The following is a 23,485-nucleotide window of genomic DNA, read 5'->3' on the forward strand; positions in this document are numbered from 1 at the left end:
CGCCAGGCACCGCTGCCCGCGACTCCAGCCCACTCCCGCCAGGAAGGCCCTTCGCCCCTCATGACCAGCGAAAGCATCACCCCCGCAGTGCCCAGCAAGTTCGCGATGCTCGGCTTGACCTTCGACGACGTGCTGCTGCTGCCCGCGGAATCGGACGTGGTGCCCAGCGCGGTGGACACGAGCACGCAGCTCACCCGCAACATCAAGCTCAACGTTCCGCTGGTCTCCGCCGCGATGGACACGGTCACCGAGGCGCGGATGGCGATCGCCATGGCGCGGCAGGGCGGCATCGGCGTGCTGCAGCGCAACCTGCCGATCGAGGAGCAGGCGGCGGCGGTCGAGGTCGTGAAGCGGTCCGAGGCGGGCATGGTCACCGACCCGGTCACCTGTTCCCCGGACGACACCCTCGCCGAGGTCGACGCGCTGTGCGCGCGGTTCCGGATCTCCGGCGTCCCGGTCACCGACGCCTCCGGCGCGCTCGTGGGCATCATCACCAACCGCGACATGCGGTTCGAGGTCGACCACACCCGCCTGGTGAGCGAGGTCATGACCCGGACGCCGCTGGTGACGGCGCAGGTCGGCGTCACCGCAGAGGCCGCGCTGGGGCTGCTGCGCAGGCACAAGATCGAGAAGCTGCCGATCGTCGACGGCGCGGGCAAGCTGCGCGGCCTGATCACGGTCAAGGACTTCGTGAAGACCGACCAGTACCCGAAGGCGTCGAAGGACCCGGACGGCCGTCTCATCGTCGGTGCCGCGGTCGGCGTGGGCGCCGATGGCCACAAGCGCGCGATGGCGCTGGCCGAAGCGGGCGTCGACGTCCTCATGGTCGACACGGCACACGGGCACTCGCGGGCGGTCATCGACGCGGTGCGGCTGCTGAAGAAGGAACTGGGCGAGACCGTCGACATCGTCGGCGGAAACGTCGCGACGCGGGCTGGTGCGCAGGCGCTGGTCGATGCCGGTGCGGACGGGGTGAAGGTCGGCGTCGGACCCGGCTCGATCTGCACCACGCGCGTCGTCGCGGGGGTCGGCGTGCCGCAGATCTCCGCGATCTACGAAGCCGATCTGGCCTGCCGTCCGGCGGGCGTCCCGGTGATCGGCGACGGCGGCATCCAGTACTCGGGCGACATCGCGAAGGCCATCGCGGCCGGTGCGTCTACCGTGATGCTGGGCAGCCTGCTCGCGGGCACCGCGGAATCGCCGGGCGACCTGATCCTGGTCAACGGCAAGCAGTTCAAGGTCTACCGGGGCATGGGCTCGCTCGGAGCCATGCAGTCGCGCGGCGAGGCGAAGTCCTACTCCAAGGACCGCTACGCCCAGGACGACGTGCTCTCCGACGACAAGCTGGTGCCGGAAGGCATCGAGGGCCGGATCCCGTTCCGCGGGCCGCTGTCGAACGTGGTCCACCAGCTGATCGGCGGCCTGCGCTCGGGCATGGGCTTCACCGGATCGACCACGATCGCGGCACTGCAGGAGCGGCAGCTGGTCCGGATCACCGCGGCCGGGCTGAAGGAAAGCCACCCGCACGACATCACGATGACGGTCGAGGCCCCGAACTACACGACCCGCTGATCGCGCTGTTCGCCCGCTCCGCCGCCCGCCACACTGGATCTTCAGGTGACGGCGAGGGGAGCGGGCGAATGCGGTTTTCCCGGAGGTTCGTGCTGACGGCGGCGGCCGCGATGGTGCTCGGGGGAGGGGCGGCTTCGGCGGCCGCGGCGGATGCGCCGGACAGTTCGTTGTGGAAGCGCACCGAGCTGTACTTCGGCACCTCGAAGCCTGGCGGCGGCGAGGTGAGCGAGAAGGAGTTCGCGGACTTCTCGGCCAAGGACATCACGCCGCGTTTCCCGGACGGCTTCACCCAGCTCGAGGGCACCGGTCAGTGGCGGTCCGGCGGCGGCGCGGTCGTCCGGGAGCATTCGATCGTGCTCGTCGTGCTGTATCCGCCGACGAATCAGCACGCGAACGGCGACCTCGAACAGATCCGCACCGACTACAAGCACCTGTTCGATCAGGAATCCGTGCTGCGGACCGATTCCACCGCGCGCGTCTCGTTCTGAGCGCGGTTCCACCCGAGCAGCAGCAACGGCGTCGCCAGCATCAACGCGCCCGCCAGCCCGAGTGCGCCGCGCGTGCCCAGCCACGTCGCGACCAAGCCCCACAGCAGCGTCAGGCCGGCGGTGCTGGCGCTGCCGCTGATCCGCCACGCGGACAACATCCGGCTCACGTACCCGTCTTCGGTTTCCTCGAGCCGGTACGTCGCGAGGACCGTGTTGTACGCCGCCGCGCAGATGATCAGGCCGAACTCCACCGCCATCACCCAGAACAGCCCGCCGATCCCGGGCGGCACGAACGCCAGCAGCACGACCCAGCACGTCCGGACCGTGGCGAGGATCGGCAGCAGCCGCACCCGGCCGTAGCGGGGGACCAGGCGGCGGGCGAGCCGGGAGCCGACCAGGCCGCCGAGGCAGGGGACGCCGAACGCGAGCCCGTACTGCCAGGTCGGCAGGCCGAGTTCGCCGAGCAGCAGCACCGCCAGCACTGGCGAAGTGGCCATGATCAGGCCGTTGACCAGGCAGGAGTTGAGGAACAGCATCCGCAGCCGGGCGTGCCGGAAGAGGTAGCGCCAGCCTTCGACGAGGTCCGCGGCGCGGAAGGCGGCGGGGCGGGCTGGTTTGGGCTCGCGGGTGCGGATCGTCGAGAGGGAGAACGCGGACAGCAGGTAGCTGAACGCGTCGAGAAGCACAGTGGCCAGCGGGCCGAAGAATCCGATCGCCGCACCGCCCGCGGGCGGGCCGAGAGCGGTCGCGGTCCAGAGCGTGGTCTCGAACCGGCCGTTGGCGACGAGCAGGTCTGGACCACGCGCGAGTGATTTCAGATACGCCCCGCTCGCCGAGGTGAACGCGATGTTCGCCGCGGCCACGAGCACCGAGACCGCCACGAGCTGGGCGAACGTCAGCAGGTCCAGCAGGTACGCGGGCAGCAGCGTGAGCAGGGCAGCGAACCGGACGAGGTCCATCGCGATCAGCACGGGTCGTTTTCGCCGGAATTCGACCCACGGACCGAGCGGGAGCGCGGCCAGCGAACCCGCCGCGAGCCCGGCTCCGGCCAGCAGCGACACCTGTCCGGCACTGCTGTGCAGCACCCGGACCGCGATGATCGAGAAGGCGTCGAGGGCGAAGTAGGTGCCCGCGATGCTGACCGCGTACGCCAGCCACAGCCGGTGAAAGTCCTTGCCCAGCGCCAAATCCGTCCCCCTCGTTCAGCCGGGCAGCCAACCATCCGCCCGCGCCGGTGGCAAACAACCGCGCGCACAACCGGTGGTTGTCGCCACCGCAACGGTCCCCCGCGCGCAGGTCACCCGTGCCGACTCGCGACAATGGACCGCGAAGGCGTCAGGCGCGAGAAGGGACATCACGTGCGGGATCTGGTCGAGATCGGCATGGGCCGCACGGCGCGGCGGGCGTATGACCTCGATGACGTGGAGATCGTGCCGTCGCGGCGGACGCGGTCGTCGTCGGTGGTGTCCACCGCGTGGCAAATCGACGCGTACCGGTTCGACCTGCCGCTGGTCACCCACCCGACGGACGCGATCGTGTCGCCGGGGACCGCGGTGGCGATCGGCGAGCTGGGCGGCCTCGGCGTGCTGAACGCCGAAGGGCTGTGGGCCCGGCACGCGAACGTCGAGGAGGCGATCTTCCGCCTCGTCCGCGCCGCCGAGGACAGCGAAGACCCGGCCGCGGTCGTGCGCGAGCTGCAGGAGCTGCACTCCGCGCCGATCCGGCTCGACCTGCTGACCGAGGCGATCAAGACGGTCCGCGAATCCGGTGTGACGGTCGCCGCGCGGGTGAGCCCGCAGCACGCCGCCGAGCTGACCCCGGACCTGATCGCCGCGGGCGTCGAGATCCTGGTCGTGCAGGGCACGATCATCTCCGCCGAGCACGTGCAGCGCGACGCGGAACCGCTCAACCTCAAGGAGTTCATCGGCCGCCTCGACGTGCCGGTGATCGCGGGCGGCGTGAGCGACTACCGCACCGCCATGCACCTGATGCGCACCGGCGCGGCGGGCGTCATCGTCGGCCACGGCTACACCGAGGGCGTCACCAGCACCGACCGCGTGCTCGGCATCGGCACCCCGATGGCGACGGCGATCGTGGACGCGGCCGCCGCGCGCCGCGACTACCTGGACGAGACCGGCGGCCGTTACGTGCACGTCCTCGCCGACGGCGGCATCACGACGTCCGGCGACATCGCGAAGGCGATCGCCTGCGGCGCGGACGCGGTCATGCTCGGCGCCCCGCTGGCGACCGCCTCGGACGCCCCGGGCCAGGGCCTGTACTGGACCGCCGCGGCCGCGCACCCGTCGCTGCCGCGCTCTCGCGTGGTGGCCGGCCCGGACTCGGACTACGCGGTGGACCTGAAGACGCTGCTGTTCGGCCCGTCCTCGGACGCGGAGGGCGTGGTGAACCTGTTCGGCGCGCTGCGCCGCGCGATGGCCAAGACGGGGTACTCGGACCTGAAGGAGTTCCAGCGCGTCGGGCTGACCGTGCGCGGCTGAAGGGGCTGAACAGTCGCTTGTTGGGTGAGATCTCCGTTACACGGGGTGGCAGCATTGACTGCCACCCCGTGCTTCATTTCGGCCGGCCGCAGGTCGGAGCGACTCTTTGAGTGGTTTAGGCACCTGCCCTGTTGCCCGGTGATTGCAGTTGCAGACATGGGTATATAACGGTCAGGGAACTGTGTTCGCTCGCTGTAACAGGCGTGCGGTTGCTCGCGAACTCCTGGGGAGGGGTGATCGAGAGTGAGTGCGGAGACAACTGTGGCAATCGAGCCCACAATGTCTGTCAACTTCGGGATTGACACTTCTTAGACTCAGACGTAGTCTAGATAGTTCTGCTCTTCTCGGGTCGAAGACTTCTGGAGTTGATCTACCGGTGAATTTCGCCGATTCGTCAGTCCTTCGCGTGGTGACGGAGCAGTCGGAGCGAGTCCTCAAGACATACTCGATCGACCGAGGCCTCATTCGCGAGCATGCAAATGCTGAACTGCGCATCACCCAAGGCGGGTACGGCGACCGGCAGATCTACGAGCTTGTGCAAAACGGTGCCGATGAGCTGCGAGAGCACCCAGGCGGCGAGATCAGCGTAGTTCTCACCGGCATGTATCTGTACTGCGCCAACGAGGGCGCGCCGATCACTCCGCAAGGCGCGGACACGATCCTGCGGATGAGCTCCTCGCACAAACGCGGAGGACAGATCGGTCGTTTCGGTGTCGGAGTGAAGTCTGTCCTCAGTGTCTCCGACTCGCCGGAGTTCTACAGCTCGACCGGTTGTTTCGGATTCGACAAAGACTGGTCTGCCGCTCGGATCCATGCGCTTCACCCGGACGTCGTCGACATCCCGGTGCTGCGGATGGCAAAGCCGATCGATCGCGAGCGTGCCGAGGCGTCCGATCCGATCCTTGCCGAGCTTCTGTCCTGGGCGACGACTGTGGTCAGGCTGCCCTTGCACACCTCCGCAGTGCTGGGTCTCGGCCGTGACCTGGACTCGTTTCCCGCTGAGTTCCTACTGTTCTCGCCGCATGTGGGCACTGTGACGTTGGAGAACCGCATCCGGGCGAAGACTGAAAAACGCCAGATCTTTCAACGCGTCTATGGTGACCGTCGGACGATTCAGAAAGAGTCAGCGTCGGGTTCCAGCTCGACGGTTGATTGGCGGGTCTTCACCCGAGTGCACCGTCCTAGTGAAAGGGCGTTGCTGGCTGCAGGCGAGCTGCACGATCGTCCTGAGCTTGACATCTCCTGGGCAGTTCCGGCACGTCCGGGCCGCGATACGCGGCTGGGCGAATTTTGGGCGTACTTTCCCACGAAATACAAAACCACTCTGCGCGGCATCGTGAACGCGCCGTGGAAGACGAGCGAGGACCGACAGAACCTCTACGGCGGCAATGCGTTCAACACCGAGCTGATCGAAGCGGTCGCCGACCTCGTCGTCGACTCGTTTCCTCTCCTGGCGAGGCCCGACGATCCGGCTGCATATCTCGATGCTGCGCCCGCTCGAGGCCGGGAAGAACCTCAGTGGGCGTCAGATGCCCTGGTCAGCGCAATCTGGCAGGGAGCCTCTCGAAAACCGGCAGTGCCCGACCAGAAAGGCGAGCTGGTCAAGCCCTCGTCTGTGCATCTGCACCCCGACGCGCTGCGCCCGGAATGGCTCGAGGCTTGGCGAACCTATGGAGGCAGCCCTGTCGATTGGGCTCACCACTCGATAGAGCACGCGCGGCCTCGTCGAAGGGCCAGCGCTGAACTGATCTATTCGACGGCGGAGATTCCCGCGGCGTCCGTGCGAGAGTGGCTGGAGGCGCTCGTCGTGGACGGGGCGCCGGAAGCTTCGGGCACTGCTATCCGGATCGCCGCCGAGATGCTGCGCACCGGGCACGCCCTAGCTGACCAAGCATTGAAGGCGAAGATCGTCCTGACCGAGTCGCACGGCATGGTCGCCCCCTCTCTTGGGAACATCTTTCGGAGGGTGTCGACCGATTCGCTTGTAGACACGAACTCCTACGTCGACGAGCGAGTTGTCGCGCAGTTCGGGATGGTGAGTGCGCTCGACGAGCTCGGGATTCACGAAGCCGATGCGGCGGGCCGGTTTGTGTCGATCGTCGAAGCCGGATTCCACGGCTACGACGACGTCCGGTGGAGCGAGTTCTGGGCATCGGCCAGGCTGGCAGGCGCGGGCCTGGTAGTCGCGCAACTGAAGGAATCGGCCTGTGACGTCGAGAACGTGGTGCACGTGCGGACGGTGTCGGGTGCGTTTCGAACGGTCGCTGACTGTCTCTTGCCCGGACCGGTGGTGCCGGGAGACGGCAGCCGTGATGGCGGGATCGCAGTCGACGTCGACTTCCACTCGCCGGACTTGAAGGTTCTTCGCGACCTGGGTATGCGCGAGGTGCCGCGCGCCGACGTCAATCCCCGATCAGAGCCGTGGTTCGACGAGTACCGAGAGTTTTGCTGGCGTCAGTATGTGGCGAAACTCCCTCTCGATGCGCCCCGTCCACAGCAGAAGCGTCTTCGCGTCGACGGCCCGGCAGTGGCGGGCCCCTTACACCTGCTGGAGGAAATGTCCGACGAAGGGCGGGCCGCTTTCGTTAGCGCAGCGCCGCGTTCTGGAACTCCGGCAACCTGGGCCATGCGTGTCCCTGGCTCGCAGGCGGTCAATCGCGATGTGATCTCTCCGTTCGTCTGGATGGCGCGCAGGTATGGACGGGTCTGGACAGGGAAGGGGATTCGCACGGTCTCCGCCAGCGTTGGGCCCCGGCTACGGAACCACGGCGATCTCTTCGCCGTGGCTGACGTATCGGAGGACCTCGCAGAGGTGCTCCGCCTGCCAAGCGATATCAGGAACCTTCCGCCCCGGTTGTGGAAAACACTGCTCGAAGAAGTCAACACGAGCGACGACGACGAGTTGCCCGGCAAGGTCTACGCCCTCATGTTCGAGACCGCCGCGGAGTTCCCTGACGGCGAATGGATGACGCGGTGCCGAGTGGGAGAAAAGCGGACCAGCGACCTACCTGATGACCAGATCGTCGTGACCGCATCGCGCGCGGACTACCACATCCTCGTTGCGGAGTCTGTTCCGGCGCTGCTCGTCCCTGACCACGACACAGCTGAGGCTCTGATCGATGGGTGGGGGATGCGGAACGCGGCTGAGGTGATCGAACGTGAGATCCGATACGTCGCGCAGGGCGAGTCGATGCTGCTCGTCGATGAGTTTCCGCCCCTTCGGCAGCTGCCGAAGGATAAAATCGAGGGTCGTCGCCTCGTCCGGTGCAGCGAACTCGAACAGATCACCCACACTCCGAACGGAGAACGGGGCGAGCAACTTCGCGTGATGTTGAACGAAAAGGACGTCCTGGTCCTCAACCCGGCCGATGATCTCTCGGCTCTTCGCGCGGTAGATGACAAGTTGAAGCTGGGTCTCGGCATCGACGGTTGTGGATCGATCCTCGAACGTCGCCGCCGCCAGCAGGAGGGTGAGCAGCTCAAAAAGATCCGGGCAGCCGCAACGCTTCAGGAGAAAGCGTTGCAGTTGATCGGTCCGGAGGCGCTCAAGCGCAAATTGCCCGAAGGGCTCCTGGAAAGCGACAAGATCGATACCGGGCGTGTTCCGGACGAGATGCGGATCGCCCAGCTTGCCCTCGACGCGCACGGGGAGGGGCTGCTCCGCCACCATGCGAGAGACATCGAGGCGCGGCTCCCGGAAGCCGCGCGATCGTTCCGTGGCGACAGTTCGTCCCGGCAGCTGGTCAACGATCTGCAGTTGCCGGAATCCTTCGCCGGAATCAGGGCGCAGCAGACGAGAGAAGCGGTGCTGTTTGTTGAGGGGCCGAGCCAGTACCCGCGGTTGCACGATTACCAGGAGAAGCTTGCGGAGAAGATGTTCGAGCTTCTCATGAGGCGGGATGCCGGCCGCGGGATGCTGTGCTTGCCCACTGGCGCAGGCAAGACGCGAATCGCCGCGGAGGCCGTTATCCGGGTGATCAAGGCGGCTGGCTTGAGGGGGCGGCCGGTGCTGTGGATCGCGCAGACGGACGAACTGTGCGAGCAGGCAGTCCAGAGCTGGAGCTTTGTCTGGTCCAAAGTCGGTCCCGGCGACCGTCTCACGATCAGTCGGCTGTGGTCAGGAAACAGTGCTGCCGCAGTGCGCGAAACGGCGCACCTCGTGGTTGCGACGGATGCAAAACTGCTGCAGTGCCTCGAAAAACCTGCATATGAATGGCTGCGTGACGCGGCATTGGTGGTAGTGGACGAGGCGCACGCCTCTATCACCCCCGGCTATACCCAGCTGTTCAAAGCACTCGGGATCACGTACGCCAAAACGGAGCGTCCGCTGGTGGGGCTGACTGCAACCCCGTTCCGTGGGTTTAACGACGCGGAGACAAAGCGACTGGTCGACCGTTACGGCGGAGAGCGTCTTGACCAGGGAGTTTTCGAGGGGGACCCATACCCGGAGCTGCAAGAACTCGGAGTGCTGGCGAAGGTGCAGCACCGCGAGTTGGCCGGGGCGACGATGCCGCTGACCGACAAAGAACTCGCAGACGCGGCACCCTTCTCGGGATACCTGCCTTCTACCGCCGAAAAGCGGCTCGGACAGGACGACGAGCGCAACCGCATGCTGCTCACCGAGATCGAAAGTTTGCCGAAGGACTGGCCGGTGCTGGTCTTCGCGACGTCGGTTGCGCACGCCAAGCTGATGGCGGCGAGACTGACTGGCAAGGGAGTTGCTGCACGAGCCATCGACTCGGCAATGTCCATGGCAGAGCGTCGAAGGATCGTCGAGGAATACCGGCAGCGGCGGATCCGTGTGATCACTAACTACGGCGTGCTTGCACAGGGGTTCGACGCGCCCGCTACTCGGGTCGTCGTTGTTGCGCGCCCCACGTACAGCCCCAACGTGTACACCCAGATGATCGGCCGAGGGCTTCGCGGCCCGAAGAATGGCGGGGAAGAGACCTGCCTCATCCTCGACGTCAACGACAACATTACCAACTACCAGAAGGAACTGGCCTTCACGGGGCTCGAACACCTCTGGGAGAAGAATTGACCATCGTCGATGCGCTCACTGAAGAGCAGCGAGCAGTCGTAGAGCAGCCAGCTGATGCCCTGGTTCTCGTCACGGCTGGACCAGGCACCGGGAAGACCCACACACTCGTACGTCGCCTCGAATACCTGCTCGCACAGAACGACGTCGCTGCGGGCGAAGTCTTGGTGCTCACGTTTTCCAGGGCAGCAGTCCGCGAATTGCAGGTCCGACTGTCTGCGGTGGCAGGTGCAGCACGGCACTGTCGGGCGCGGACGTTCGACTCATGGGCGCTTGAACTGCTGACCGCAGTGGATCCAGACGGGGAATGGCGGTCCAGATCGTTCGACGAGCGAGTTCGCGCGGCGACGAGAGCCGTGCAAGAGGGACTGGTCGACGCGTTCTGCGAAGATCTCACGCATGTTGTGATCGACGAGATCCAAGATCTGGTCAGCGATCGACGCGTCCTGGTGGAGTCTGTCCTGGAGCGTTTCCTGTGCGGCTTTACCGTGGTAGGGGATCCAGCCCAAGCGATTTATGGCTTCCAAGTGACCGATCCGGAGAAACGAAATTTTGAGACCAACCGGTTCTTCACCCGGATGCGCGAGTTGTTCGCCGAAGAACTGGTCGAGCTGTCCCTGAGCGAGAACTTTCGAGTCCGAGACAGCTCCGCTGAAGTCGCTTTGCGCTTTGGTGGCGTGCTCCAGAACGCTCTTGCTGATCCAGTCGAGGTATGCGCGGAAGTCCGCGGTGCTCTGTTGGACGTCGAGCCTTTCGGTAATCTCTACGATGATTTCGCCCGGACAGCTTTGTCGCGTTCGGACATCACTACTGCGGTGTTGTGTCGCACGAACGGCGAGTCGATGCTTGTATCTGAGGAGCTCCACCGCGCGGGTGTGGTGCATCGCCTCCAACGGTCTGCCCGTGATCGGGTGGTGCCCAAGTGGATCGGGCGGCTTTTCACGTGTGCGGAAGGACTGATGCTGACACGGTCGACCTTCGACGCTTTGGTACCCGTCTCCGTTCTCGGACCGAACAACGATCCAGATCGGGCGTGGACGTCGTCGCTGCGCGCATCGTCGCGCGGGACCATCGACCGAAGCGTCGATCTCGCGAATTTGCGTGCGGCGCTCGCATCGGGACGGTTGCCTGACGAGCTTTCCGAACAGCTGGCCAGTTCACTCACCGTGTCGTCCTTCCATCGGGCGAAGGGCCTTGAGTTCGATCGAGTGATCATCTCGGATCCCGGCACCAGAGGAAGTCTTGTCGAGGATTCCGGCGAAGAAGCACGGATGTTGTATGTCGCGATGACCCGGGCTAGAGACGACGTGCTGCGCATCGACAGCCACCTCAACTCGGGAGTCCGGAAGGACAGGTCGTCCGACCGCTGGGCAAGGTACGGCTGGAAGAATCAGCGGCTGGGGTTGGAGGTATCCGCCGGCGATGTGTTACCTGATGTGCCAGCCGGTATGCGGGCCTTTATCGCCGATCCGGTCGAGCTGCAGGAGTATTTGTCTGATGCGGTTCGGCCTGCTGACGAGGTCGTCCTCGAACTGGCAGGCGATGTTAGCTCCGGGCCGAACGAGAGCCCGGAGTACGTAGTGCTTCATGACGAGCGGCCGATCGGCACCGTTTCCCGGCGGTTCCGCACAGACCTCATGCGGTTCCTGGGTTGGGGAGGCCGGGCGACTTGGCCTTCGCGCATCATTCGTCTTCGCATCGACGCAGTCGAGACTGTCGTCGGCAGCGCTGCAGCAGCCGCGGGAGCAGGTCTCGGGTCGCATGGAGTGTGGTTGGCCCCTCGCGTTTCGGGGCTCGGGGTTTTCCTGTACGGCGGAGCAACCGGACCTGAGGAAATGTAATGTCCGAATACGACGAGCACTACCGATTCCGCGACGAGATGCTCGACGGCCTGCGTCGCGACATGATTGGCCCCAAGGACGGGACTGAGCACGAGATCCTTATTGACCCGCCGATCACGACCTATGTGGCGGGGATTCTGTTTCCGCGCATGGAAGAGAGCGTCAACCAGGTCGCGGATGTTGATCTGACTTCGGCGGGGAAGGTCGACGATGATCCGCCGGATACCGGAGTCGCGATGGCCAACGTCCAGTCGCCTTCGTCCATGGGGCTGACCTTTGCGGTCGATCACACGTCCTCGGCGACCGCTCGGATAGTTGTTCGCGCAGCGGTCTACGACCCAGTGGACCTCGCCGGTCGCCCGGCCGAAGCGAAGCGGTCGGAACGGCGCAGCACTGAAGACCAGGGCGTCCGGTGGAAGCGCAGGCCACTTCCTGAGTTCGCCTGTTCGATCGACGCAATAAAAGCCGGGCAACTTGAGTGGTCGGTTGCCGACAATTTGCAGTTGAGGGTGAGGATCAGGCCACCGCGGAGCGGTGCGATATCGGTTACGGCAACCCTGGTCAACATTAGCCGGATCCCATTGGGAGAGCTGCGGGACACTCACTGCTTCTTCCAGCCGGAGATCGAAGTGTTCGGCACTCTTGTCGAACGACGTGGGCCTGGCGGCGGTGATGAGGAGGAGGTGCGGGGGAATCGTCTTTTGTACAGATTCGCTCCAACTTTCGCCGCAGGCCACGGATGTTCGGTCGACTGGTGGTGGAAACCGCCCGGTCCTCGGGCCATGATGGAAAATTCGGATGAGCAGGCGACTGTCGACAAGCTGCGCACCACCTTTGTCCCGGCTCACGAAGTCCTGCTGACCGATTCCAACGATGCGATCGGTAAGTTAAGGATGCAGCAACTCGCGACGATGGATGACGAAGCACTTTTCCGCAGCTTGCGTGAACTCGTGAACGGCTACGCCGGGTGGATATCCGAGCGAGAGGTTGAGGCTGAAACCATTCGCGCTGACGACCTGCGTGAAGTGGCGAGAAGCCACTTGGGACACTGCGCCGCCGCGCGGTTGCGAATGGAGAGCGGGGTCAGGCTGCTGGAGCGGAATACCGAGGTTCTCCGGGCGTTCAGGTTGGCGAACGAGGCCATGGCCCTGCAACGCGGTCGAGCGTCGTGGATCAAGCGCGGCTGTGTAGGCGATGTGAAAATGGACGGTGAATGGCGTCCTTTCCAAATCGCCTTTCTTCTCCAGTGTTTGGACGGAATGGCTGATCCGGAGCATGACGACCGGGACGTTGCCGACCTGCTCTGGTTCCCGACTGGCGGTGGCAAGACCGAGGCGTACCTCGGGCTGATCGCATTCGCGACCTTCCTCCGAAGGATACGAAAGGGAGAAGCCGGGCGGGGTGTCACCGCGATCATGCGGTACACGTTGCGGCTATTGACGTTGCAGCAGTTTGAACGGGCAGCTGCCCTCATCTGCGCCATGGATGTCCTTCGGCAGTCGAAACCGCACGAGCTTGGCACAGCAGAGATCTCTCTTGGCATGTGGGTTGGTCGCGCTGCCACTCCGAACACACTTGAGGAGGCCGAGGAATCGCTGAAGCGGCTGCGGAATCAGGAACAGCTGCAGACGAAAAACCCTGTCCAGCTTCGGAACTGCCCCTGGTGCGGGCACGCGCTCGATGCCAATAACTACCAGGTGGATCTCGAAGAGAAGGACATGAAGATCCTCTGCGGCAACGTCGATTGCCGGTTTCGGGACGGGATCCCCTGTTACGTGGTCGACGACATGATCTACAAGGCTCACCCGACCCTGCTGATTGCTACGGTCGACAAGTTCGCCCGCATGCCGTGGCGCGAGGATGTCGTTGCGCTCTTCAACGGTGACGCGGAAAGCGCGGGTGTGGCACCCCCTGAGCTGATCGTGCAGGACGAGCTCCATCTCATCTCCGGTCCGCTCGGAAGCCTTGCAGGTCTCTACGAGACAGTTGTGGATGAGGCCGCAGAGCGGCCGAAAGTCGTCGCTTCCACTGCGACGATCCGTCGTGCCCAGATGCAAGCCAGGAACCTGTTCAACCGTGAGGTAAGCCAGTTTCCCCCGCCAGGACTCGACGCGCGCGATTCCTGGTTTTCCGTCGAGGTGCCACGGGAGGACAAGGCAAGTCGTCTGTATGTCGGATTGATCACGCCGAACACGAGTCAAGCGACCCTTCTGGTTCGCGCCTATGCTGAGTTGCTGCACTGTGCTGGGCAAACCGAGGGTGACGCCGAGGTACGAGACGCGTACTGGACGTTGGTGGGCTACTTCAACAGCCTTCGGCTGCTCGCTGCTGCCGAGCTTCAAGTCCGAGACGATGTCCGAGACCGGCTCGTGCTTCTGAATGATCACGAGAAAATGGCGGGCCGGGCTGTTGACGTCGTGTCCGAGCTGACCAGCCGGATCGTGTCCAGCGACATTCCAGCGAGGTTGAAAGGCCTCGAGATCGCCCATCCGAAAGCCGAAGCGATGGATGTCGTGCTGGCGACAAACATGATCTCCGTAGGCGTCGACATCGACCGGCTAGGGCTCATGGCGATCATGGGCCAACCGCAAACCACGGCGGAGTACATCCAGGCCAGCAGCCGGGTCGGACGGAGCAAGCCCGGCATGGTGGTCACTCTTTTCAATGCCGCTCGGTCTCGGGACCGTTCACACTACGAGAATTTTCGGTCGTACCACTCAGCTCTGTACCGCCAAGTTGAGTCGACCAGCGTAACTCCGTACTCCGCTCGTGCCCGGGACCGTGCGCTCCATGCGGTCTTCGTCGGGTTGGCCCGTATGATGGTTCCTCAGTTGCGACCCAACACCGCGGCAGCAGCGGTGTCCAGGCACCTGCCTCGGCTTGAGGAGCTGAAGGCACTTATCTTGGCGCGCGCGAACTCGGTTGCCCCGCACGAAGTGGACGGCACGAGGGCCGACCTCGAGGAAATCATCGATCATTGGGTGCAACTTGCGGCGGCCAATTCCCAACTCGTGTACGAAGCACCGAAGCGGCGAGGTGCCGACCGGGACGCTGACGCGGCCCTTCTTCGGACGTTCACCGATAAAGATCTCGACCAAGCGATCGACACTTTGTGGAGCCTTCGAGATGTCGACTCGGAGTCTCACCTGTACTTGGAGCGGTAACCATGGCTCTGCGCAATCCCGGCCGAAGCGGGCGGAAGGCTGTCCCGGGCGGACCTGTTTCGAAGACGCCGCTCGGCGGCGTCCGGAGTGCTCAAATGATCACGACGTACGGCGTAGGCGCGATGGTTGCCGTCGAAGACAGCTCGTATGTGGTCAGCGGTTTGGATACCTGGAGTCCCAATGAAAAAGACACGCTCTACGAACCTCGTTTGCAGAAATGGCTGCACGTAGGAAAATTCTACGGCCCGCCGGCGAACGACCCGCCTAGTGGCGACGGCGTTCGAGTCCGTCGATTCCCTGAATGGTACTCCTGCTCAAAATGTCATGAGCTGAAGCCGTTTAAGCGCTTCGGTACTTCTTCAGCGACTGCCGCAAAGTGTGCTGTGTGCGAAATCTCGATTGTTCCATCTCGTTTTGTGATGGCTTGTGAGAACGGGCATCTCGACGACTTCCCATACTGGGCGTGGGTTCACAAGAAGAATCGTCCCGCCGACGACTACGCAGGCAATCACGAGCTTGAGCTGCACAGCGACGGGAGGACCGCGTCGCTGCGCTCGGTTGTGATCTCCTGTTCGTGCGGTTTGGAGTCGTCGATGGAGGGTGCGTTCGGGCGCAGGGCACTTGAGCTGTTAGGGGTGCAATGCCGCGGACGGCGGCCTTGGCTCGGGGCGGGCTCGGAAGAACCGGGTTGCGATGCTCAGCCGCGGACGTTGCAGCGCGGTGCTTCGGCAGCTTGGTTTGCCGTCAACCGGTCCTCGTTGTCGATCCCGCCGTGGTCGGACGTATTGCAGAAGGCGGTCGACAAGCACTACGCCACGTTGGCAGCAGTGGCAGGCCAGCCGAATGAGTCGGCCGTCATCGAGTCGCTCGACTGGGTTCGAGCGAACCAGTTCACCGTCGACGATGTTGTCAAGGCAGTGCGACAGCATCAACGGCTCTTGGCAGAAGAAGTCGAGGACGAGCCGACCAGGGGACTTGAGGCGACCGAGTCCTTTCGGTTGCAGGAGTACGACCCGCTCTACTACGGGCAAAAGCCGATCCGCCAGGGCGACGACTTTGAATGCGTGCGTCCGGACGATCACGAGGATGTCGCGCTGCCGTACCGCATCGGTCGAAGCATGCTCGTCAAGCGACTCAGGGAGGTCCGCGCGCTAGAGTCGTTCACCAGGGTCGAGGCACCCGATCAACTCAGCGATCGCAAACGATACGCCGCGCTGTCACGCGGACGCGTCGACTGGCTCCCTGCGATCGAGGTCAGCGGTGAGGGGGTCTTCCTCACCCTTGACCCGGATGCACTGAGCGCGTGGGAGGCATCGGCTGGACCTGCTGCCCGAGGTGCTTCGATTCGGGCGAGTCACGCTGGGGTGCTGGCAGAGCGGGTGAAACGCCGAGGTGGAGCTACCACGGCTGGTGCGTTCAAGTCGGTTATCTCCCCTCGGTACGTACTGCTGCACACACTTGCGCACGCATTGATTAATGAGTGGAGTCTGGACGCTGGCTATCCGGCGGCCTCTCTGCGGGAGCGCCTGTACGTTTCGGATTGGTGCGCAGGTCTGCTGATCTACACTGCAACCAGCGACTCGGCGGGAAGCTTGGGCGGCGTAGTTGCGCAGGGGAATCACGCTCGCCTCCAAGAGACGCTCTATTCAGCGATCAACCGGGTGGCGTGGTGCTCACAGGATCCGCCGTGCATGGAGACTGAAGCAAGTGGCGTCGACAGTCTAAATCTAGCAGCTTGCTATGCCTGTGTAATGCTTCCGGAGAGCAGCTGTGAAACGAACAATACATTTTTGGACCGGGCTCTTCTCATCGGTACACCGGACGACGGTCAGACGGGCTTCTTTCACCGCCTTCTCAGCGACGGTGCCTAGATTCCACGAGAATCGGAGAAAGTTCAGTTTGGCGGTGCCATCAGGTGTTGCACCGCTGTTTCTAGGGAAGCTATGTCTTCCTGCCAGATCATGAGCTCGGTCGGCGGCGGAACCAGGCCGGCGCGCCGACTGTGGAGGTATTCGCTCGTGAGGCTGTAGACGCGTTGTGCCCGCAGGACATGTTTGCGCAAGATTGGCATCTCGTCGGTTTCTGCCAAGGCGACTATGCCCCATAGTCGAAGCGCGATCTTTCCTTGGCGGGACGAAGTGCCGAACACTTGGTCTGGCAATTGGCGAACTAACTGCTCGATGCGCATGCGAAGGATCAGGACTTCGCACCGGCCGCGGAGGACCAGGTGCAGTGCCGAGTCAGCGAGTTCTTCCTCTCCGGCAGTCGGATCCCACCTCATGCGGTTGTCCGCAGAAGGTCTGCGCAGAACCGTGCGGTTTCCCGCACCCGAAGTCGCAAATGCTCAGGTGTCGTTATGCAGGAGTCCGGATCCCCGTGGGATCCGGCATTGAGATCTTTCAAGAATGCTTGATGAGACAGGAGCGCGTCGATCACGGCATGAGCTGCGTGCTCGCGAGCCACCGTTTTCTGCGTGGTCTCCAGCGCTCGCCTGGTTGTGAATGCTTGGTCCAACCTCGCGATGGATTTTTTGCCCGCTTCGGGCGTTAACGCCACCTCTACGACGAACTCGCGAAGGACTGCATCGATCGCTTGACGGCAGAACGAGAGCACAAGCACACCTGTCGTAGCAGCGGATAGTTCCTTCGCCTGGCCGTCCTTGTCCGTGTTCGAATGCAAGATCCGGGTGGCGTCCTCGATCAGTGGTTGCCAAGGGTGCGTAGCATCGAGGCTAAGCACGTTTCCGTGCTCGTCGCGGCTCAGCTTCACGACGTTCAAATCTGTGACGTGCTGACGCAGCACGTCGACCAGGTGTTGATCATGAGTGAGCAGCACCACTTGCTCGCCGTCCACTGCGCGGGCTGCGATGAGTTCTGCGAACTTGTCTGTGCGGAAGTCGTCCATCGCGTGCACCGGATCGTCGAGTACCACGAACCGTAGCGGTCCTTGCCCGACAGAGCTAAGCAATAGTGCTAAAACCAATGCATTGTACTGACCGGCGGAAAGACTTCCTGGTGAGGTTTCCACTCCTTGGGCGAAAAGCCGGAGAGTGGTTGTTTCGTTCAGCCCCTGTTGATTCGAGCGAGGTACGTCAAGAACCAGTTCGTCGATACCGGCATCGCCTAGCAGTCTGCGAAGGGGGCCCGCAGCCAGTTCTGCGATGATAGTTCGGCGTGCTTGATGTGCGTGGTCGAAGGCCTCGCCGAGGCGCTTCAGCGCAGCGGCAGTTTCTGGAGCTTTGGCCGCAGCCTTGCCGAAGGACCGATGAACAGCCATGAACTGACTGCAGCAGTCCCGTCGAGCGGACTGCCAGACGTCGGGTATGTCCACGGTCGTCCACAAAGTGTCCACCACTGTCGCCACATCGGCGGCGAACATATCGGACTCCACGATCTTCGTTGCGGCTCGCCACCCGTCTTCCCGCTCCGAGCGAGGGGTCGTTTCGACGAGCGGATCGATTGCGGAGCGGAGTCGTTGGGCGGCGGCTGACGCGTTCGGCGAGCCCTTTGCGATCTTCAACAACGGGAGAAGCTGCTCGAGAAGCAAGTCTCGCAGTTCGGAGTAGCGTGCCTGCGCAAGATTGAACTCTTCGCGAACTTCTTGCGAGTTCTGCAGCACTCGACGAGCATGGTCGATCCAGCCCGGCTGTCCCCCCGCGAGGGTCGGGTCACTGCCAGGGCAGTTCGAGGTCAGATGTTCGAAGAGGTCCTGCAGAACTTGAAGCTCATCCCCTTCCAGCGAACTGCCCTGCTTTTCCTTGGCCCTCCGGTAACTCTCGAGAGCGGTGCGGGCCTCGTCCCGGGCATCGAGAATGGCGTTCGTCATATGGGGGTCGATGTCACCGGGCACCTGTGTAGTTGTTGTCGTAGCAGAAAAAGTACGGCTGAACCAGGCCTCTGCATCGATTCCCGGGCTCTCGGGCAGGTGGACCTTAGGGGGCATCGAGGTGTACGGGTGGCGGAGGGCAAGTCGCTCGTCGACCTGATCGAGCGCTGCCGCTGCCTCCTCCCGTGCTTGGTTCCACACCGCCAGAGCGTCGGCGGATTGCGAGTGTTCTCGTTGCAGTACATGCCAGAGGTCCCACCAAACTGGTCCGAGCCGCAGGCGGTCGTGCACGAAGGTAGTCAGATGGCCGACCCTGAGACGATGGGTCCAGTGGTCGTAGCCGACGATTGAATGACAGGACGCAATCGCTTGCGCCCAGGTTGGTCCAGGTCGGGCCGTCATCGGGTCGGAAGAGTCCGCGGGCAACCAGGCGACTTCGGCTCTCTCGGAAACTCCGTCGCTCCACGACAACCGGAGCCAGTCGCCATGGTCGTTTTCGAGGGTGACCACGATGTCAGATCGTTGGGCCCCCGCGTGTCGGGTAACAGGTTGTTGGAGGGCGGACGGAGTGAACGCTGTGGCAGGCCCGGTGCCGCCGACGAGTGCGACCTCGAGGGCGTCGGTGATGGTCGACTTCCCGGTGCCGTTCGCTCCTTGGAGCACGAAGACTCGTGCCGATCGCGGAAACTCTTGCACGAACGGGTCATTGTGGGCTCCCGGCTTCCCAGTGCCATTCGCGACGCCGCGAAACCCGCTCAACTCTATGGACCGCAGCTCCCACGGGCCTGTTGCGAGTACGTCTTCCAGCTCGTCTTCGGCAGTGTCGATTCGGGAACGACACTCTGCCAGCGCATCCGCGAGAACCCGATCACCTGTGTCCCGCGGAGCTCGGGGCAGCAAGACCTTTTCAAGATCAGCGACCGACATCATGCGGCCGAGAGCTTTTTGGTGGTCGATCGTCTTTTTCCGCAAGTTCAGTCTCCCGGTCGTCACCAGCCGACGAGACTTTACCGGAAAACGCGCTAGCTCCTGCACAGGTGGTGGTCGAGTGGCGCGGTATGGTCGATGCGCTGGCGGGACAGAGTCGGAGGGGGTCGTTGATGGCGACTGTGGTGTTCGCCAAGGAGTTCCAGAAGAACTTGAAGGTTGACGGTTCGTTGAAGCCGCGTGCCTGGGACTTGCTGGCCAAGCTGAGCGCGGATCAGGACCTGACCGGGTTGGACCTGAAGATGCCGAAAGGCGCAAGGGATTCTCGGGTCCGCACCGCGCGTGTCACTGACAACCACCGAGCCGTTCTGTTTGCAGCGGGAACGGCTGACGACAAGTACTACGTACTGGTGGCGATCCGGCCGCACGATGATGCGTATGAATTCGCGGCCAAGGCAACTATGCGGGCCAACCCTGCAAACGGGGTATTCGAGGTTCTGCACGACCAGGAGCTGCCCAAGCTTCCGATGTCCGAAGAACATCGGGAAAGTGCCTCCGGCCGTCCCCCGCTCGTGCCGTACCGCGCCGAAGAGCTTGAGGCGATCGGCATTTTGCCGGAGCTTGCCCGGCGGGCAGTGGTGCTCACCGACGACAGGGAGCTGACGGATCTTTGCATCGCCGCACCGGAATGGCAGGCGACTGCGCTGTTGGACTTGGCTTGCGACGTTCCTCTCGACCTGGTCACAGAACGGTATGGGCGGGACCGTTCGGAGCCGGGAACCTCGTCGATGCCAGCCGATTTCAACGATCCGACGCAGTTGCGGGAATCTCTGTCGCGCTCGGCTTCCCGGATGGAATTCGTTGTAGTAGAAGGCGATGAACATTTGCGCCGAATGCTCGACGGGGACTTCATGGCATGGCGGACGTTCTTGCACCCAGATCAGCGGCAATTGGTTGAGAGCGGGCGGAAGGGGTCGTTCCGTGTCACGGGAGGCGCCGGCACTGGCAAGACAGTCGTGGCAATGCATCGGGCGGTCGCGCTGGCGGCCCGTAATCCCGAGGCTCGGATCCTGTTGACCACCTATACGAAGAACCTTGCGAATCAGTTGAAATCAGACCTGCGCGGGCTTGCTGCGCCGTCAGTGCTTGAGCGGATCGACGTGTCCGGGGTCGACCAACTTGCGCGCACCATTGTTGCCAGGGCCGGCGGCGCACGCGCGCGGATCATGCAGGACCAGGATCAGCTTCGGCTTTGGGGCCGAGCTGTGGAGGGCACGCCTGATCTCGCTGCAGGTGACGATGCATGGTCCACGTCGCACTTCTTGAAGGCCGAGTACGAGCAAGTGATACTCGGCATGGAAACACAGTCGGCCAACGCATACTTGGACGAAAAGCGCCGCGGGCGTCCTAGGCTGACTCGAATTCAGAAGACCCGCCTGTGGCGAGTAGTCGAGAAGTTCCGAGAGTTGCTTGCCGAGCACGAGAAGACGACCTACCTCGATATCGCCGTCCAAGCGGTGGGCATTGCTCGCGGCTCCGGCCTGCCGGTGCGCAACCGGTATGACCACGTGGTAGTCGATGAGGGGCAGGACTTGGCGGCTGCTCACTGGCGACTTCTCCGCGCGGTTGTGCCAGCAGGTCCGGACGACCTCTTCATCTGCGAAGACGCACACCAGCGTCTCTATGGTGACCGTCTGGTCATCAGTCGGTACGGCATCGAGACCCGCGGGCGTTCGCAACGGCTCACCTTGAACTACCGGACTACGCGGCAGGTACTCGGTTACGCGACCCGCCTGCTCGCCGGCATCCACTACATTGACCTGGCCGACGAGGACGATTCGACGGAATTCTACCGTTCGCTGCTCATCGGTCCGGAACCGGTCACCCACGCATCCCCGACGTGGCAGGAAGAGAAGGACTTCATTGTCGAGACGGTGCGCCGCTGGCTCGACGAACACCAGAACCAATCGCCCGGAGCGTTCGGTGTCCTTGTTCACCAGGTTGCCCTGCGTGACGAGCTGGTTCGGGAACTGCGGTCGGCGGGGATCCCTGCCGCGATCTTGGAGCCGGACGGAACCGTCGAGGCGTCCGGCGTCCAGGTGGCGACCATGCACCGGGCCAAAGGAACTGAGTTCGCTCGTTGCGTCGTCGCGGGGGTCTCGGAGCAACTGTTGCCTCCACGATGGCGTTTGGAGGAAGCGGGCGAGGAGCAACGTGATGAAATCAGTGCACGCGACCGCAACCTTCTGTACGTCGCCTGCACCCGGCCGAGGGACCAGCTTGTCATCACTTGGACGGGACGGCGTTCGACCTTGTTGCCGCCAGAGTAGTCGAGTCATTTCTATCTGTAACCGCGAGATAGTAACCCGTCAGTAACTTAACTCTGGTCAGCTGGACTTCTGGGGGTTACCCTCTTTCCTGTGACTGCCAGTAACACCACCACCGCGCGGCAAGAACCCGACTACGACGTCCTCGTGGTCGGTTCCGGGTTCGGCGGCAGCGTCGCGGCGTTGCGGCTGACCGAGAAGGGCTACCGCGTCGCGGTGGTCGAGGCGGGACGGCGCTTCGCCGACGACGAGTTCGCCAAGACGTCCTGGGATCTCAAGCGCTACCTCTGGGCCCCGCAGCTCGGCTGTTACGGGATCCAGCGCATCCACATGCTCAACGACGTGATGGTGCTGGCCGGCGCGGGCGTCGGCGGCGGTTCGCTGGTCTACGCGAACACGCTGTACCGCCCGCTCAAGCCGTTCTACCAAGACCGGCAATGGGCGCACATCACCGACTGGGAAAGCGAACTCGCGCCGCACTACGACCAGGCCAGCCGCATGCTCGGCGTCGTCACGAACCCGACGATCACGCCGTCCGACGTGGTGATGCGGGACGTCGCGAAGGAGATGGGCGTCGAGGATTCGTTCCACGCCACGCCGGTCGGGGTGTATTTCGGCAAGCCGGGCGAGACGGTGAAGGATCCGTTCTTCGGCGGCGCCGGGCCGGACCGGGTCGGGTGCACCGAATGCGGTTCGTGCATGACCGGCTGCCGCGTCGGCGCGAAGAACACGCTGGTGAAGAACTACCTGTACCTCGCGGAAAAGGACGGCGCGCAGGTCATTCCGCTGACCACGGTGACGTCGGTGCGCCCGCGCGGCGACGGTTACGAGATCACGCTGCAGAAGACCGGCACGCGTTCGCGGCGGTTCCGGACCACTGTCACCGCGGCGCAGGTGGTGTTCGCCGCGGGCACCTGGGGAACGCAGAACCTGTTGCACCGCATGAAGGACACAGCCGCGCTGCCGAAACTGTCCGCCAAGCTCGGCGAGCTGACCCGGACGAACTCCGAGGCGATCATCGGCGCGGCGCGGACCACTGTGGACCCCGAACGGGACTTCAGCCGCGGCGTCGCGATCACGTCGTCGATCCATCCGGACGAGAACACGCACATCGAGCCGGTGCGGTACGGCAAGGGCAGCAACGCGATGAGCCTGCTGCAAACCGTTGCCACCGACGGGTCTTCGCGCGTTCCGCGCTGGCGGCAGGCGGTCACGTTCCTCGTCAAGCACCCGGTGCAGTCGGCGAAACTGCTGAACGCGTACCGGTGGAGCGAGCGCACGGTGATCCTGCTGGTGATGCAGAGTCTCGACAATTCCATCACCACCTACACCCGGCGCGGTCTGTTCGGACGGCGGAAGTACACGTCGAAACAGGGCCACGGCGAGCCGAACCCGAGCTTCATCCCAGCCGGGCACGAAGCGAACGTCCTTACCGCGGAACGGATCGGCGGCATGCCGGGCGGCACCTGGGGCGAGGTTTTCGACATCCCGCTCACCGCGCACTTCATCGGCGGCGTGCCGATCGGCGACAGCGCCGACACCGGCGTCATCGACCCGTACCACCGGGTTTACGGCTATCCCGGACTGTCCGTTGTGGACGGTTCGGCGATCACCGCGAACCTCGGGGTGAACCCGTCGCTCACCATCGCCGCGCAGGCCGAGCGGGCGTTCTCGTTCTGGCCCAACAAGGGCGAGGCCGACGAGCGGCCGGAGCAGAGCAGCGGGTACGCCCGGGTGGAGCCGGTCGCGCCGAAGAACCCGGCGGTTCCGGCGAACGCGCCCGCGGCACTGCGCCGCTGACCTAA

12 protein-coding genes are annotated in these 23,485 nt (G+C 63.9%); 9 read left to right on the plus strand and 3 right to left on the minus strand.

Annotated elements, in window-relative coordinates; translation table 11 throughout:
* Positions 1–60 precede the first annotated feature (60 nt).
* Complete coding sequence (guaB, locus tag PUT80_RS09730) at positions 61–1,572, plus strand: IMP dehydrogenase (protein WP_037816209.1); 1,512 nt, start codon at positions 61–63, stop codon at positions 1,570–1,572.
* A 68-nt stretch (positions 1,573–1,640) separates the two neighbouring features.
* Positions 1,641–2,060, plus strand: a complete 420-nt coding sequence (locus tag PUT80_RS09735) for a DUF3574 domain-containing protein (RefSeq protein ID WP_275291671.1) — start codon at positions 1,641–1,643, stop codon at positions 2,058–2,060.
* On the opposite strand, the gene PUT80_RS09740 is transcribed toward PUT80_RS09735, so the two are convergent.
* Positions 2,012–3,247, minus strand: coding sequence for an MFS transporter (locus PUT80_RS09740; protein ID WP_275291672.1), 1,236 nt, complete (start codon positions 3,245–3,247; stop codon positions 2,012–2,014). The genes PUT80_RS09735 and PUT80_RS09740 overlap by 49 nt on opposite strands.
* A gap of 171 nt (positions 3,248–3,418) precedes the next feature.
* Between PUT80_RS09740 and PUT80_RS09745 the strand changes: the two genes are divergently transcribed.
* From PUT80_RS09745 to PUT80_RS09765, 5 genes are all read left to right on the plus strand, one after another.
* Positions 3,419–4,558, plus strand: coding sequence for a GuaB3 family IMP dehydrogenase-related protein (locus PUT80_RS09745; RefSeq protein WP_043835321.1), 1,140 nt, complete (start codon positions 3,419–3,421; stop codon positions 4,556–4,558).
* Between the two features lie 376 nt (positions 4,559–4,934).
* The gene (locus PUT80_RS09750) at positions 4,935–9,599 is read left to right on the plus strand and encodes a DEAD/DEAH box helicase (protein ID WP_275291673.1); all 4,665 of its coding nucleotides are present in this window, start codon (positions 4,935–4,937) and stop codon (positions 9,597–9,599) included.
* Entirely contained in the window at positions 9,596–11,437 is a 1,842-nt protein-coding gene (locus PUT80_RS09755) for a UvrD-helicase domain-containing protein (protein WP_275291675.1), read from the plus strand. The genes PUT80_RS09750 and PUT80_RS09755 overlap by 4 nt, the downstream gene beginning before the upstream one ends.
* On the plus strand, positions 11,437–14,601 hold the full coding sequence (locus PUT80_RS09760; protein WP_275291677.1) for a helicase-related protein: 3,165 nt from the start codon (positions 11,437–11,439) through the stop codon (positions 14,599–14,601). Before PUT80_RS09755 ends, PUT80_RS09760 begins: the two co-directional genes overlap by 1 nt.
* A 2-nt stretch (positions 14,602–14,603) precedes the next feature.
* Complete coding sequence (locus PUT80_RS09765) at positions 14,604–16,472, plus strand: DUF1998 domain-containing protein (RefSeq protein ID WP_275291679.1); 1,869 nt, start codon at positions 14,604–14,606, stop codon at positions 16,470–16,472.
* 23 nt (positions 16,473–16,495) lie between these two features.
* Here PUT80_RS09765 and PUT80_RS09770 read toward each other — a convergent pair whose 3' ends face one another.
* Both PUT80_RS09770 and PUT80_RS09775 read right to left on the minus strand, forming a co-directional pair.
* Complete coding sequence (locus tag PUT80_RS09770; protein WP_275291681.1) at positions 16,496–16,789, minus strand: hypothetical protein; 294 nt, start codon at positions 16,787–16,789, stop codon at positions 16,496–16,498.
* Positions 16,790–16,878: 89 nt separating this feature from the next.
* Positions 16,879–19,398 carry an AAA family ATPase gene (locus PUT80_RS09775; RefSeq protein ID WP_275291683.1) on the minus strand — a complete coding sequence of 840 codons (2,520 nt, stop codon included), beginning with the start codon at positions 19,396–19,398 and terminating at the stop codon, positions 16,879–16,881.
* A 128-nt stretch (positions 19,399–19,526) separates the two neighbouring features.
* On the opposite strand from PUT80_RS09775, the gene PUT80_RS09780 reads away from it, so the two are divergent.
* Both PUT80_RS09780 and PUT80_RS09785 read left to right on the plus strand, forming a co-directional pair.
* The gene (locus PUT80_RS09780) at positions 19,527–21,683 is read left to right on the plus strand and encodes a UvrD-helicase domain-containing protein (RefSeq protein ID WP_275291685.1); all 2,157 of its coding nucleotides are present in this window, start codon (positions 19,527–19,529) and stop codon (positions 21,681–21,683) included.
* A 90-nt stretch (positions 21,684–21,773) separates the two neighbouring features.
* Positions 21,774–23,480, plus strand: a complete 1,707-nt coding sequence (locus PUT80_RS09785; RefSeq protein ID WP_275291687.1) for a GMC family oxidoreductase — start codon at positions 21,774–21,776, stop codon at positions 23,478–23,480.
* The last annotated feature ends 5 nt before the right edge of the window (positions 23,481–23,485 follow it).

The sequence above is a fragment of the Amycolatopsis sp. La24 genome (genome assembly GCF_029087445.1).
GTDB lineage: Bacteria > Actinomycetota > Actinomycetes > Mycobacteriales > Pseudonocardiaceae > Amycolatopsis > Amycolatopsis nivea.